The organism is Rhodococcus sp. T2V, from assembly GCF_029269925.1.
Classification (GTDB): Bacteria; Actinomycetota; Actinomycetes; order Mycobacteriales; family Mycobacteriaceae; genus Rhodococcus_F; species Rhodococcus_F koreensis.
Genome location: NZ_JARJBD010000013.1, coordinates 60069 through 73385, shown reverse-complemented (window position 1 = coordinate 73385; position 13317 = coordinate 60069). Strand labels below are relative to the sequence as shown.

12 protein-coding genes are annotated in these 13317 nt (G+C 69.2%); 9 read left to right on the top strand and 3 right to left on the bottom strand.

Going from position 1 to position 13317, the window contains the following annotated elements; translation table 11 throughout:
- Positions 1 to 25: 25 nt before the first annotated feature.
- Positions 26 to 1360 (top strand): DNA polymerase IV, encoded by a 1335-nt coding sequence (locus P3H15_RS13885; RefSeq protein ID WP_276137824.1) that lies wholly within the window; start codon positions 26 to 28, stop codon positions 1358 to 1360.
- A 150-nt stretch (positions 1361 to 1510) separates the two neighbouring features.
- A complete protein-coding gene (locus P3H15_RS13880; RefSeq protein ID WP_012688046.1) occupies positions 1511 to 2011 on the top strand; it encodes a hypothetical protein in 501 nt (166 codons plus the stop codon).
- A gap of 100 nt (positions 2012 to 2111) precedes the next feature.
- Here the strand turns inward: P3H15_RS13880 and P3H15_RS13875 are convergent, their stop codons facing one another.
- Together P3H15_RS13875 and P3H15_RS13870 are read right to left on the bottom strand one after the other, a co-directional pair.
- Positions 2112 to 2864, bottom strand: a complete 753-nt coding sequence (locus P3H15_RS13875; protein ID WP_276137763.1) for a sensor domain-containing protein — start codon at positions 2862 to 2864, stop codon at positions 2112 to 2114.
- Positions 2864 to 3817, bottom strand: coding sequence for a hypothetical protein (locus P3H15_RS13870; RefSeq protein ID WP_276137762.1), 954 nt, complete (start codon positions 3815 to 3817; stop codon positions 2864 to 2866). The genes P3H15_RS13875 and P3H15_RS13870 overlap by 1 nt, the downstream gene beginning before the upstream one ends.
- A 51-nt stretch (positions 3818 to 3868) precedes the next feature.
- On the opposite strand from P3H15_RS13870, the gene lspA reads away from it, so the two are divergent.
- The 5 genes from lspA to dnaE all read left to right on the top strand — a co-directional run bounded on the left by lspA (position 3869) and on the right by dnaE (position 10616).
- The gene (lspA, locus tag P3H15_RS13865) at positions 3869 to 4465 is read left to right on the top strand and encodes a signal peptidase II (RefSeq protein ID WP_276137761.1); all 597 of its coding nucleotides are present in this window, start codon (positions 3869 to 3871) and stop codon (positions 4463 to 4465) included.
- On the top strand, positions 4462 to 5388 hold the full coding sequence (locus tag P3H15_RS13860) for an RluA family pseudouridine synthase (RefSeq protein ID WP_005260233.1): 927 nt from the start codon (positions 4462 to 4464) through the stop codon (positions 5386 to 5388). Before lspA ends, P3H15_RS13860 begins: the two co-directional genes overlap by 4 nt.
- A gap of 1 nt (position 5389) precedes the next feature.
- Positions 5390 to 6067 (top strand): hypothetical protein, encoded by a 678-nt coding sequence (locus P3H15_RS13855; RefSeq protein WP_276137760.1) that lies wholly within the window; start codon positions 5390 to 5392, stop codon positions 6065 to 6067.
- Entirely contained in the window at positions 6064 to 6981 is a 918-nt protein-coding gene (rarD, locus tag P3H15_RS13850) for an EamA family transporter RarD (RefSeq protein WP_276137759.1), read from the top strand. The genes P3H15_RS13855 and rarD overlap by 4 nt, the downstream gene beginning before the upstream one ends.
- Before the next feature lie 98 nt (positions 6982 to 7079).
- On the top strand, positions 7080 to 10616 hold the full coding sequence (gene dnaE / locus P3H15_RS13845) for a DNA polymerase III subunit alpha (RefSeq protein ID WP_276137758.1): 3537 nt from the start codon (positions 7080 to 7082) through the stop codon (positions 10614 to 10616).
- Positions 10617 to 10634: 18 nt separating this feature from the next.
- Here the strand turns inward: dnaE and P3H15_RS13840 are convergent, their stop codons facing one another.
- Positions 10635 to 10871, bottom strand: coding sequence for a hypothetical protein (locus tag P3H15_RS13840; RefSeq protein ID WP_276137757.1), 237 nt, complete (start codon positions 10869 to 10871; stop codon positions 10635 to 10637).
- Positions 10872 to 11041: 170 nt separating this feature from the next.
- Here P3H15_RS13840 and P3H15_RS13835 point away from each other — a divergent pair, with 170 nt between their 5' ends.
- Both P3H15_RS13835 and P3H15_RS13830 read left to right on the top strand, forming a co-directional pair.
- Positions 11042 to 11476, top strand: a complete 435-nt coding sequence (locus tag P3H15_RS13835) for a nitroreductase family deazaflavin-dependent oxidoreductase (RefSeq protein ID WP_276137756.1) — start codon at positions 11042 to 11044, stop codon at positions 11474 to 11476.
- Between the two features lie 53 nt (positions 11477 to 11529).
- Positions 11530 to 13305 carry a pyruvate dehydrogenase gene (locus P3H15_RS13830; RefSeq protein WP_276137755.1) on the top strand — a complete coding sequence of 592 codons (1776 nt, stop codon included), beginning with the start codon at positions 11530 to 11532 and terminating at the stop codon, positions 13303 to 13305.
- Positions 13306 to 13317 lie beyond the last annotated feature (12 nt).

The following is a 13317-nucleotide window of genomic DNA, read 5'->3' as shown; positions in this document are numbered from 1 at the left end:
TTTGCACCAGGTGAGTCGTCGGTGGGTGCTGCACCTCGACATGGACGCGTTCTTCGCGTCGGTCGAGCAGCTCACCCGGCCGACGCTCCGCGGCCGCCCGGTTCTCGTCGGTGGTCTCGGCGGACGCGGTGTCGTCGCCGGGGCCAGCTACGAGGCGCGGGTGTTCGGCGCGCGGTCGGCCATGCCGATGCATCAGGCCCGGAGGCTGGTGGGCCCGGGTGCGGTGGTGCTGCCGCCGCGGGGCCGGCTGTACGGCATGCTGAGCAAGTCCGTGTTCGACGCGCTCCGCGGGCCGATGCCGGTGCTCGAGCAACTGTCGATGGACGAGGCGTTCGGCGAACCCACCGAACTGGCCGGAGCGGATGCGGCCGCGGTGGGGCGCTATTGCGAGGGTCTGCGGGCCCTGGTCCTCGAGCAGACGGGGCTCGTCGCGTCCATCGGGGCCGGGTCGGGGAAACAGGTGGCCAAGATCGCGTCCGGTCTCGCCAAACCCGACGGGATCACGGTGATCTCACCGGACGAGCAGCACGCGGTGCTGGACGAGCTTCCGGTGCGGAAGCTGTGGGGCATCGGCCCGGTCGCGGAGGAGAAACTGAAGCGGCTCGGCATCGAGACCATCGGCGGTTTCGCGCGGACCCCCGAATCGGAGGTCACGTCGATTCTGGGCACCACGATCGGACCGGGCCTGCACCGGTTGGCGCAGGGCATCGACAATCGGCCGGTCGCCGAGCGTGCCGAGTCCAAACAGGTCAGTGCGGAGACGACTTTCGCCACCGACATCGTCACGATGGCGGAACTGCGGGGCGCTGTCGAGTCGAGCGCGGCGTCCGCGTTCGTGCGCCTGCAGAAGGACGGCCGGGCAGCGCGCACGGTGGTGCTGAAGCTGAAGAAGTCGGACATGAGCATCGTGACGCGTTCGGTCACGCTGCCCTACGCGACACTCGACCGTCAGATTCTGGTCGCGGCCGCGCAGCGTCAGGTGATCGATCCGATCGAACTCGGGCCGGTGCGTCTGGTCGGGGTGGGGTTCGCCGGACTGTCGACGGTGCGCCAGGGTTCGCTGTTCCCCGAACTGGACCTGGACGTCCCGGGCTACCAGGAGTCGAAGATCACGGAGGCGGCCGGTGACGACGGCCTCTCCGAGCCCGTCCCGGTACATGCCCGGGAGATCGACACCCGGTGGCATCCCGGGCTCGACGTGACGCACCCGGACTTCGGCCACGGCTGGGTGCAGGGTGCCGGGCACGGCGTCGTGACCGTCCGATTCGAAACGCGCACAACCGGTCCGGGAAAGGCCCGCACCTTCAAGGAGGACGACGGGCAGCTCGAACCGGCCGATGTGGAAGGCTCGCTCGCGTGACCGGACCCACCGCCCGAACGAGGGAGTGGAGACCGGCTCCACGAGAAGGTAGCCTCGGGCGCTGATGCCTACCCTTGGGTAATGTCGCCCGGGTAGCGAACGAGCTCAGATCGTCCGAGAACGAACACCGAGAATGAAGAGGTTATTGAGTTGAAGCTTCGTAAGATCACGGTTGCCGGAGTAGCAATCGCCGCAGCCCTCACGATGTCCGCGTGTGGCTCCGACGAGGGCGACACCGCGGCCAAGACCACGACGACGACTTCCGCAGCCGCCGAGACCTCGGAAGCCATCGAGGTGCCCACCGCGGCCGATCTCAACGCGCTTCTGGTACAGGGCCTCGACCCGGCGACTCCGCTCGAGGTCAAGTCCGCGATGGTCGAGGGCTCGGAGCAGGATCCGGAGCTCATCAACCAGGTCGCTGCGGCCGCGAAGGCCAACAACGCCGAGGTCACCGTTCTCGACCCGGTCATCGACAACGGTGACGGCACCGCCAGCGGCCAGCTGCAGCTGACCGTCAACGGCCAGGTCCAGCAGGGTGGCGTTCCGGCCATCTTCGTTCCCGGCGAGAACGGAACGTGGAAGCTGTCGAAGATCACCGCATGCCAGATCGTGTCGCTCGCGCAGCTGACCTCGCCTGCATGCCCTGCCTGATTCCAGGCCGAACCGTGCGGTCCTGACGGATCGCCGCGTTCTCGCACCGATGCCGGTGTCCCCTCGGGGACGCCGGCATCGGTCGTCTACGGGGACCGTCTCAGCCGGCGGGTGCGGGCGCGAGCTTCGCCACGGCGGTGCTCGTCAGGTCGCCGAAGACGCCGGCGTCGATCGGGTCCTGTCCCGTCGCGACCAGTTGAGTGACGGTGCTGCCGACGACGACCACCACCACGTCCGAGACGAGACTGACGCCCTCGCTGGTGGTGACGAGCCGGAACGCCGTCGACGCGTCGCCCGCGGGCTGCTGCGCGCGGCCCCCGATCCGGTACTGCACCTGCACGCCGTCGGCGTCCGTGCCGCTGTACCGGGTGCATCCCGACAGCCGCTCCTGCACCGCGGCGAAGGCCTGGGACGCGTCGGCGCCGGTGGCGTAGCTCGCCGCGTCCTGGTCGATGGTCGCGAAGCCCGGGCCGCTGAACCAGCCGGACGCCGAGGCTGCCGCTCCCGCGCGCTGGTCCGCGACCGGTGACAGCACCGCGCCGCAGTCGGCGGGATCCGTGCTCGACTTGTCGGATTCCGCCGACTCGGACGCCGGCGGCAACCCCAGATCGTCCTCGGGATCGGGCACCGGGGTGAATCCGACGGGAAGGTCGCCGACGTCGAGGAGCGCCGCCTTCAGCGCGGCCCGATCGGTGAACGGGGTACCCGCCGCGTCCGGCGCGGCGGTCACCACCGGACCGAGCGGCTCCAGCGCGGTGGCGTCGCCCGCGTCGCCGGACGCGTTCGACGAGCACGCGGACAGGGCGAGCACGGCCAGCAGGGAGCAGGAGGCGACGACGGGTCCGCGGCGCATCAGGAACCCCACCGGACCGAGTTCGACGTGGTCTGGTGCAGGCGGGTGGCGCCGTCGGGGTCGCTGTACTGCTGGTCGCCGCCCACGGTTACGGTCCCGGACACCGGCAGCGGCAGACCGAGGTCGACGGTCATCGTGCCCGAGCCCTGCATCACGTACTGGTCGACGTTCAGCGTGCCTGCCTCGCCGGGCAGTTCCCACACGGGGGACTTCGGCTTCTGGTCGATCGTGTAGTCGAGGGTGAGGCGGTTGCCGTCCCGCGCGGTCAGGGTGGCCACGGTCGTCTGGTCGAGGGCGATGCCGCTCATCACCTGCTGGCGGATCGTCCACTGGGCGCCCACGCCGACCGGTTCCGCCGGAAACGGGACAGTGCGGTACACGGCCTGGTAGAAGGCCTGCTCGATCGCGGAGCGGGCGATGTCCTGGGCCTCGGCGTCCGGTCGCAGGCGCAGCGCGGTGATCGCACCGGTGGGGTCGACGGTGAAGCCGGCGCCGGAACCGGCACTGGCTTCGAGCGCGCTGCCGAGGCGGCCGTCGGGGCTGGTGACGTCGCCGAGCGTGAGGTCGACGGTGGTGCCGCCGTCCGCGTCCTCGGTCGCCCGGCCGACGGCGGCGGTGAGGGGGAGCGTCACCTGGGGGGAGGAGAAGTCCTGGGCGGGCTGGTCGTCGATCTGCTGGAACACCTGCGCGTCCGTGGTCAGCTGGACGTCCTGCGTGACTCCCGCCGGCGGTCTGCGCGAGATCACCTCCCGTGGTTCCTCGCCGGGCCGGATCAGTTCGACGGTGGTGGCGGAGATCGGGACGGTCACTTCGGCGGGAGTGGACGTGGACCCTGCGGGGGTCGACTCCGAGGAGTCGCCGTCACCTCCGCACCCGGCGGTCAGAGCGACCAGGGAGAGGGTTGCGGCGAGTAGGCAGAATCCGGGTCGCAGAGCTTTCGAGAACAGTGGCACGCCCCCAGGCTAGTGCGCGCGGGAGCGCGTGAACGGCGGCTTGCCTCCGTAGTGGATGATGAACGGGTGAGTCAAGACCCCACGGCAGAGAACGAGACCGACGCCGAAGACCGGAACGACGGTGACGCGTCCGGCGCCGAAGCCCCCCGGCCGGCGAAGCATCAGCGCAGGCTGCTGCTGTTCGCGATCGCAGGGACGATCCTCGCGACCGACCTGCTGACGAAGATCCTCGCCGTCGCCAACATCGAGCCCGGCCGCCCGGTGTGGCTGATCGGGGACCTCGTCTCGCTGCGGCTCGTGCGCAACCCGGGCGCGGCGTTCTCCATGGCCACCGGCATGACGTGGCTGCTGACCCTCGTCGCGGTGGGTGTGGTGATCGGCGTCGTCCGGATCGGCCGGACGCTGCGGTCGCCGTGGTGGGCGCTCGGTCTCGGGCTGGTGCTCGGGGGCGCCCTCGGCAATCTCGTCGACCGGTTCTTCCGGGCGCCCGGAGTGATGCAGGGGCACGTCGTCGATTTCGTCTCCGTCGGCTGGTGGCCGGTGTTCAACGTGGCGGACTCCGCGATCGTGTGCGGTGCGATCCTGCTCGTCGTGCTCACCCTGGTGGGGCTGGAACCGGACGGAACACGCAAGGGGGCAGAGAAGTGAGGGAAACACGGTCGATGCCGGTCCCGGACGGGCTCGAAGCGATGCGGGTCGACGCCGGCCTCGCTCGCCTGCTCGGTCTGTCGCGCACCGCGGTTGCGCAGCTCACCGAGGAAGGCTCGGTGCTCGTCGACGGCGCGCCCGTCGGCAAGTCCGACCGGCTGTCTGCAGGCACGTGGCTCGAGGTGGAACTGCCCGAACCGCCGCGGCCGCTGACCATCGAGGCGGAACCCGTCGAGGGCATGGAGATCCTGTACGCCGACGACGACGTGGTCGCCGTCGACAAACCGGTCGGGGTCGCGGCCCACGCCAGCGTGGGGTGGACCGGTCCGACGGTGATCGGCGGCCTCGCCGCCGCGGGCTTCCGGATCTCGACGTCCGGTGCGCACGAGCGTCAGGGCATCGTGCACCGGCTGGACGTCGGCACGTCCGGGGTGATGGTGGTGGCCACGTCGGAGCGCGCCTACACGCTCCTCAAGCGCGCGTTCAAGCAGCGGACCATCGACAAGCGGTACCACGCGCTGGTGCAGGGTCACCCGGATCCGAGCAGCGGAACCATCGACGCCCCGATCGGCAGGCACCGCAGCAACGACTGGAAGTTCGCGGTCACCGCCGACGGCAAACCCAGCATCACCCACTACGACACGGTCGAGGCGTTCCAGGCGGCGAGCCTGCTCGACATCCACCTGGAGACGGGCCGGACCCATCAGATCCGCGTCCACTTCGCGGCGTTGCGGCACCCGTGCTGCGGCGACCTCACGTACGGGGCCGATCCGCGGCTGGCGGAGCGCCTCGGGCTGGAGCGTCAGTGGCTGCACGCCCGGTCGCTCGGTTTCGCGCATCCCGCGGACGGGCGGTGGGTCGAGATCACGTCCAAGTACCCGAAGGATCTCGAGGACGCTCTCGGGGTTCTGCGGGCGAGCTGAGGTGCGGCTCCCGCGCCCCGGCGGTGCCGCGGTGCCGGCAGTGCTCACCGCCGTCGTGCTGATCGTGGTGATCGTCGTGCTCGGGGCACTGAACCCCGTTCGCCGCGCGCCCGTGTGGACGGACACGCTGGGCCCGGACAACGGGGAAGCGGTGGCCGACTACCTGGCGCGGGCGGACCGATCGCTCGACGAGGCGGACGGTCGCCACGAGCACTGGGCGCTGGTCTCGTTCACGCGTCCGGTGACCACGGCGACCGTCCGGGGCGCCGCCTCCGGAACCCGGGTGTCGCAGGTGCTGTTCCGCGTGCCGCTCGACCGGGTGCAGACCCCCCTCGTGCCCGTGTCCGTCGCGGCAGGCGACGCGGCCCTCGCCCGGGCGAGCGTCCTGGCCGCCGGCCGCGTCCAGGCGATGACGGGCGAAACGGCGCGGCAGGCGCAGATCGCGGCGGTCTCGTCGGCGGAACTCGCCCGGAACTGCGCGTGCGTGATCGGCGTCGTCGTCCGCGGTGATCACGACGCGCTGGCCGCGCTGCGGTCCGAACCGGACGTCCGGGCGGTCGAGGCGCTCGGCGCCGACGCCGTCGCCGGGCGGTTCGCGGTGCGCCCGCTGCTGCCGGAGCAGGTCGAGACCGTCGCGCCCGGCCCCGACGACGGGGCCGTTCCGGGGAGCGGTTCGTGACGGCGCGGAAGGCGGAAACCGTGGGCGCCGCCTGCGGAGTCGGCGCCTACGTGCTGTGGGGCGCGTTCCCGGCGTTCTTCGGTCTGCTCGGCCCGGCCGGGTCGGTGGAGATCCTCGCGCACCGCGTGGTGTGGACGCTCGCACTCATGTTCGTCGTCCTCGCGGTCTCGGGCCGGCTCCGCTCGCTGCGCGGGCTGAGCGCGCGCACCTGGCTGCTGGTCACGGCCGCCTCGACGGCCATCGCCGTGAACTGGGGCACCTACATCTACGGGGTCACGTCGGACCGGGTGGTCGAGACCGCGCTCGGGTACTTCATCAACCCGTTGGTGAGCGTGCTGCTCGGGGTAGTGATCTTCCGGGAACGGCTCGTGCCCGCCCAGATCGTCGCGCTCGCCCTCGCCGCCGTCGCGGTGATCGTGATCACCGTCGACTACGGGCACCCGCCGTACATCGCGCTCACCCTCGCCGCCTCGTTCGCGCTGTACGGGCTGTGCAAGAAGGTGATGCCGCTCGACCCGCGGACGAGCCTCACCGCCGAGGGCATCGTGGCCGCACCCGTCGCGATCGGCTACCTCGTGTTCCTCGCCCTCACCGGCGCAGGCACGTTCCTCGGGTTCGGCGTCGGGCACACCCTGCTGCTGATGGCCGCAGGCCCGGTGACCGCCCTGCCGCTGCTGCTGTTCGGCGCCGCGGCGCAACGGGTGCCGTTGCGCACACTCGGCATGCTGCAGTACCTGACACCGGCGCTGCAGATGGCGTGGGGCGTCGCCGTTCTCCACGAGGACATGCCCGCGTCGCGGTGGATCGGTTTCGCCCTGATCTGGGTGGCGCTCGCGATCTTCAGTACCGATGCGCTGGTACGGGTCCGGCGCGAGCGGCGCAATCCCGACCCGTCCCAGGCGCCCGTCCCGTAACTCGCGTCACGACTTCGCCGACACCCGCCGTCGGCGACCGGAGCTGTCGGTCCGAGGGCCTACACTCGTGAGGCTCCCAGACCTTCAGAGAGGCGCACGTGGCTGACTCGTTCGTACATCTGCACAATCACACCGAGTACTCGATGCTCGACGGTGCGGCCAAGGTCGGCCCCCTGTTCGAAGAGGCCGCGCGGCTCGAGATGTCGGCGGTGGGCATGACCGACCACGGCAACATGTACGGCGCCAGCGAGTTCTACAACGTGGCGAAGAAGCAGGGCATCAAGCCGATCATCGGCATCGAGGCGTACGTCGCGCCCGAGTCCCGCTTCAATACCAAGCGTGTGCTGTGGGGCGACCGCAGCCAGAAGTCCGACGACGTCTCCGGTAGCGGCGCGTACACCCACATGACGATGGTCGCCGAGAACGCGACCGGTCTGCGGAATCTGTTCAAGCTGTCCTCGCTCGCGTCGATCGAGGGTCAGCTCGGCAAGTGGGCGCGCATGGACGAAGACCTCATCGCCACCCACCACGAGGGCATCATCGCGACCACGGGCTGCCCGTCCGGCGAGATCCAGACGCGGCTGCGACTCGGCCACGACCGCGAGGCGCTCGAGGCGGCAGCCAAGTGGCAGGAGATCTGGGGCAAGGACAACTTCTTCCTCGAGCTGATGGACCACGGCCTGTCGATCGAGCGACGCGTGCGTGAGGGCCTCCTCGAGATCAGCAAGAAGCTCGAGATTCCTCCGCTCGCCACCAACGACTGCCACTACGTCACGAAGGACGCCGCGGAGAACCACGAGGCGCTGCTGTGCATCCAGACCGGCAAGACGCTGTCCGACCCCACCCGGTTCAAGTTCGACGGTGACGGCTACTTCCTCAAGTCCGCCGCGGAGATGCGGGCCCTGTGGGACGACCAGGTCCCCGGCGCGTGCGACAACACCCTCCTCATCGCCGAGCGTGTCCAGTCGTACGACGACGTGTGGGCGCACCACGACCGGATGCCGATCTTCCCGGTCCCCGAGGGCGAGACGCAGGGCACCTGGCTGCGCAAGGAGGTCATGCGCGGGCTGGACCGCCGGTTCCCCGACGGACCGCCCGAGGAGTACCTGGCCCGCGCCGACTACGAGATCGGCGTCATCCTCGAAATGGGTTTCCCCGCCTACTTCCTCGTCGTCGGCGACCTCATCAACCATGCGCGCGAGGTCGGCATCCGGGTCGGTCCCGGCCGAGGCTCGGCGGCCGGTTCGCTCGTCGCCTACGCGATGGGCATCACCAACATCGACCCCATCCCGCACGGCCTGCTGTTCGAGCGGTTCCTGAACCCCGAGCGCGTGTCCATGCCCGATATCGACATCGACTTCGACGATCGCCGTCGCGGCGAGATGGTGCGTTACGCGACGGACAAGTGGGGCAGCGACCGCGTCGCCCAGGTCATCACGTTCGGCACCATCAAGACGAAGGCGGCCATCAAGGACTCCGCCCGCGTCCAGTTCGGTCAGCCCGGTTTCGCGATCGCCGACCAGATCACCAAGGCGCTGCCGCCGCCGATCATGGCCAAGGACATTTCGGTGTCCGGCATCACCGACCCGAACCACGAGCGCTACAAGGAAGCGGTGGAGGTTCGCGCCCTCATCGACTCCAACCCGGACGTCGCGAAGATCTATCAGACGGCCAAGGGGCTCGAGGGCCTGATCCGAAACGCCGGCGTCCACGCCTGCGCGGTGATCATGTCGTCCGAACCGCTGATGGACGCGATTCCCGTGTGGAAGCGTGCCCAGGACGGCGCCATCATCACCGGCTGGGACTACCCGTCGTGCGAGGCCATCGGCCTGCTGAAGATGGACTTCCTCGGACTGCGGAACCTCACCGTCATCGGTGACGCGATCGACAACATCAAGGCCAACCGAGGCATCGACCTCGACCTCGACACCTTGCCGCTCGACGACCCGGCCACGTACGAACTGCTCTCGCGCGGTGACACTCTCGGCGTGTTCCAGCTCGACGGCAGCGCGATGCGTGACCTGCTGCGCCGCATGCAGCCCACCGGGTTCGAGGACATCGTCGCGGTGCTCGCGCTGTACCGGCCCGGTCCGATGGGCATGAACGCGCACAACGACTACGCCGACCGCAAGAACGGGCGGCAAGAGGTCAAGCCCATCCACCCGGAGCTCGAGGAGCCCCTGAAGGAGATCCTGGCCGACACCTTCGGCCTGATCGTCTATCAGGAGCAGATCATGCAGATCGCCCAGAAGGTGGCCGGGTACTCGCTCGGGCAGGCCGACATCCTCCGCCGCGCCATGGGTAAGAAGAAGCTCTCGGTGCTGGAGGAGGCGTACGCCGGGTTCCGCGAGGGCATGCTTGCCAACAACTTCTCCGAACCGGCGATCAAGGCGCTCTGGGACACCATCCTCCCGTTCGCCGGGTACGCGTTCAACAAGTCGCACGCCGCCGGCTACGGTCTGGTGTCGTTCTGGACCGGCTACCTCAAGGCCAACTACCCGGCCGAGTACATGGCCGGTCTGCTCACCTCGGTCGGTGACGACAAGGACAAGGCCGCCGTCTACCTTGCGGACTGCCGCAAGATGGGCATCACCGTGCTGCCGCCGGACGTCAACGAATCGGAGGTCAACTTCGCCTCCGTCGGTGAGGACATCCGGTTCGGCATGGGCGCCGTCCGCAACGTCGGTGCCAACGTGGTGGGCTCGATCATCAAGGCGCGCAAGGAGAAGTCCAAGTTCGTCGACTTCTCCGACTACCTCAACAAGATCGACGCGGCCGCCTGTTCCAAGAAGGTCACCGAATCGCTGATCAAGGCAGGCGGATTCGACTCGCTGGGCCACCCGCGCAAGGGGCTCATGCTCGTCCACGCCGACGCCATCGACGCGGTGATGGGCACCAAGAAGGCGGAGGCGATCGGCCAGTTCGACCTGTTCGGCGGCGACGACGCCGACGAGTCGATCGCCTCGGTGTTCAACGTGAAGATCCCCGAGGAGGAGTGGGACTCCAAGCACCGGTTGGCGCTGGAACGGGAAATGCTGGGACTGTACGTGTCCGGGCACCCGCTCAACGGCGTCGAGCACGTGCTGTCGGCGCAGTCCGACACCGCGATCCCGACCATCCTCGAAGGCGACATCAAGGACGGCACCCAGGTCACCGTCGGCGGCATCCTCGCGTCGGTGAACCGGAGGATCAACAAGAACGGTCTCACCTGGGCGTCCGCGCAGCTCGAGGACCTGACCGGTGGTATCGAGGTGCTGTTCTTCCCGCAGGCCTACTCGGTGTACGGGATGGACGTCACCGAGGACTCCGTGGTGCTCGTCAAGGCGCGCGTGTCGATCCGTGACGACCGGATCTCACTCATCGCCAACGACCTTGCGGTGCCGGACCTCTCGGCGGTGGGGGTCGCGAAGCCGTTGGCGGTCAGTCTGCCGCTGCGTCAGTGCACCAAGGACAAGATCGGCGCGCTGCGTCAGGTGCTGACCCGCCATCCGGGTACGTCGGACGTGCACGTGCGGTTGATCGGCGGCACCGAGGTCACGTTGTGGAAGGTGGACGACGTGCTCCGGGTGGAACCGTCGTCGGCGTTGATGGGCGACCTCAAGGCGCTGCTCGGACCGAGCTGCCTGTCCGTGTGATCGCTTCGATGGGTGAGGCTAGGAGCGCGGCGGGAAGAGCCGCCGCGCCCACCACACCACGACGGCGGCAGCGGCGGCCGTGAGAACGGCCGCCTGCAGCGTCTGGGTGACGACGAGGATCGTGACGAAGACCAGCAGCGCGACTGCCAGGGCCTCCAGCTTGTAGAGGGGCCACTCGGTGCCGGCCAGATCGACGGTCCGGGCAGGGGTGCTGCGGGGCGCATCGCGGCGCACCCAAGCGTCGTGTGTCGTCATCGCAGGTCACCTCAGTGGAGTGGGTCGGGGGAGCGGACGTCCCCGCGTGCGATCAGGGTACTCGGAATCCGGAGTTCGGCGCAACGAACAATCGGATGCGGTCGTTCGCATGCGCGCTGGTTCGGTGGAATCGGTGGCGGGCTCTCGCGGATCAGGTGTTGACTGGACGCATGCCACTCACAGGTGAATACGAACCGAGTCCGTCCAAGTGGGCAGCGGATCAGGCCGAGTTGATGGAATCCACCGACGGGGCCGAGGGCACGACGTTGGGCGGCAGGCCCGTCGTCCTGCTGACCACCCGGGGCGCGAAATCCGGCAAGATCCGTAAGACGCCGTTGATGCGTGTCGAGCACGACGGGACGTACGCGATCGTCGCCTCGCTCGGCGGCGCCCCCAAGAACCCGGTCTGGTACTACAACGTGAAGGCCGAACCGCACGTCGAACTCCGCGACGGCTCGGCGACCCGCGACATGGTGGCCCGTGAGGTCACGGGCGACGAGAAGGTCACGTGGTGGGAGCGCGCCGTCGCCGCGTTCCCGGACTACGCCGAATATCAGAAGAAGACCGATCGGGAGATCCCGGTGTTCGTGCTCGAACCCGCCTGAGTCGCGCCCCGCCGCTGTCGTTCGCCGTTCGACCGTCCCCGACCGGAGGCCCGATGAGAGCGAAAACCGTTGCCGATCAACTGGTACGTCAACTCCAGGACGCCGGCGTCCGGCGGATCTACGGAATCGTGGGTGACAGCCTCAATCCCGTCGTCGACGCCGTCCGGCGTTCGGGCGGGGCGGAGAACGGCGGCATCGACTGGATCCACGTCCGGCACGAGGAGGCGGCCGCCTTCGCCGCGGCCGCGGAGGCGCAGGTCACCGGCAAACTGGCGGTCTGCGCCGGCTCGTGCGGGCCGGGCAATCTGCACCTGATCAATGGTCTCTACGACGCGGACCGGTCCGGGGCGCCGGTGCTCGCGATCGCGGCGCAGATCCCGAGCGAGCAGATCGGTCTCGGCTACTTCCAGGAGACCCACCCGGACCGGCTGTTCGTCGAGTGCTCCCGGTACACGGAGCTGATCGGAAGTCCCGCCCAGGCCCCGCGCGTCTTGGCGTCCGCCATCGCGCATGCGACCGCGCTGTCCGGTGTCGCGGTGATCACCCTGCCGGGTGACATCGCGGACCGCCCCGCCGAGGGGCGAGCGCCGACGGTGCCGCGCACGGCTGCGCCGTCGATCGTGCCGGACCAGTCCGACGTGCAGGCACTCGCGGACGCCGTGAACGCGGCTGGGAAGGTCGCGATCTTCGCCGGGGAGGGGGTGCGCGCGGCACGCGAGGAGTTGCTGGGCCTTGCCGACGCGATCGGTGCGCCGATCGGTCACACCCTGCGCGGCAAGGAATGGATCCAGTACGACAACCCCTTCGACGTCGGGATGACGGGGTTGCTGGGGTACGGGGCGGCTCACGACGGGATGCACGGCGCCGACCTCCTGCTGCTCGTCGGAACGGACTTCCCGTACAACCAGTTCCTCCCCGACGGCGTCCGCACCGCGCAGATCGACCGGGCCGCACAGCGAATCGGCCGGAGAACGGACGTCGATCTGGCGGTGCACGGCGACGTGGAGTGCACGTTGCGTGCGCTCGTCCCGCTGATCCGGCGGAAGGACGACCGCCGATTCCTGGGCGACATGCTCGAGAAGCACCGGATGCTGATGAACAAGGTGGTCGGCGCGTACACGAAACCGGCCAAGCAGCGCGTCCCGATCCATCCCGAGTACGCCGCGTCGATCCTCGACGACCTCGCTGCCGACGACGCGATCTTCACCACGGACACGGGAATGTCGAACGTGTGGACGGCGCGCTACCTGACGCCGAACGGTTCGCGGCGTTTCCTCTCCTCGGCCCTGCACGGATCGATGGCGAACGCCCTGCCGCACGCGATCGGTGCCCAGGTGTGCGCGCCTGGCAGGCAGGTGGTGTCCGTGTCGGGCGACGGCGGGCTGTCGATGCTGCTGGGGGAACTGGTGACGGTCGCGATGTACCGGCTCCCGGTCAAGGTCGTGGTGTTCAACAATTCCACTCTCGGCATGGTCAAGCTGGAGATGCTGGTGGACGGGCTGCCGGATTTCGGGGTCGACGTCGCGCCGGTCGACTATTCGGCGGTGGCGTCCGCGCTGGGCATCTTCGCCCGCCGGATCGAGGATCCGGCCGATATCGAAGCGGGTCTGCGGCAGGCGTTCGATCACGACGGACCGGCCCTCGTCGATCTCGTCACCGACCCGTTGGCGCTGTCGCTGCCGCCGACCGTCACGGGTGGGCAGCTCACCGGTTTCGCGCTGGCGTTGTCGAAGATGGTGATGAACGGGGGTGTCGGCGAGGCCGTGAAAATGGCGAAGTCGAACGTCCGGAACGTGCCGCGACCGTCTCAGTTCGATCCGCGCGGCTGAACCCGACTGGTA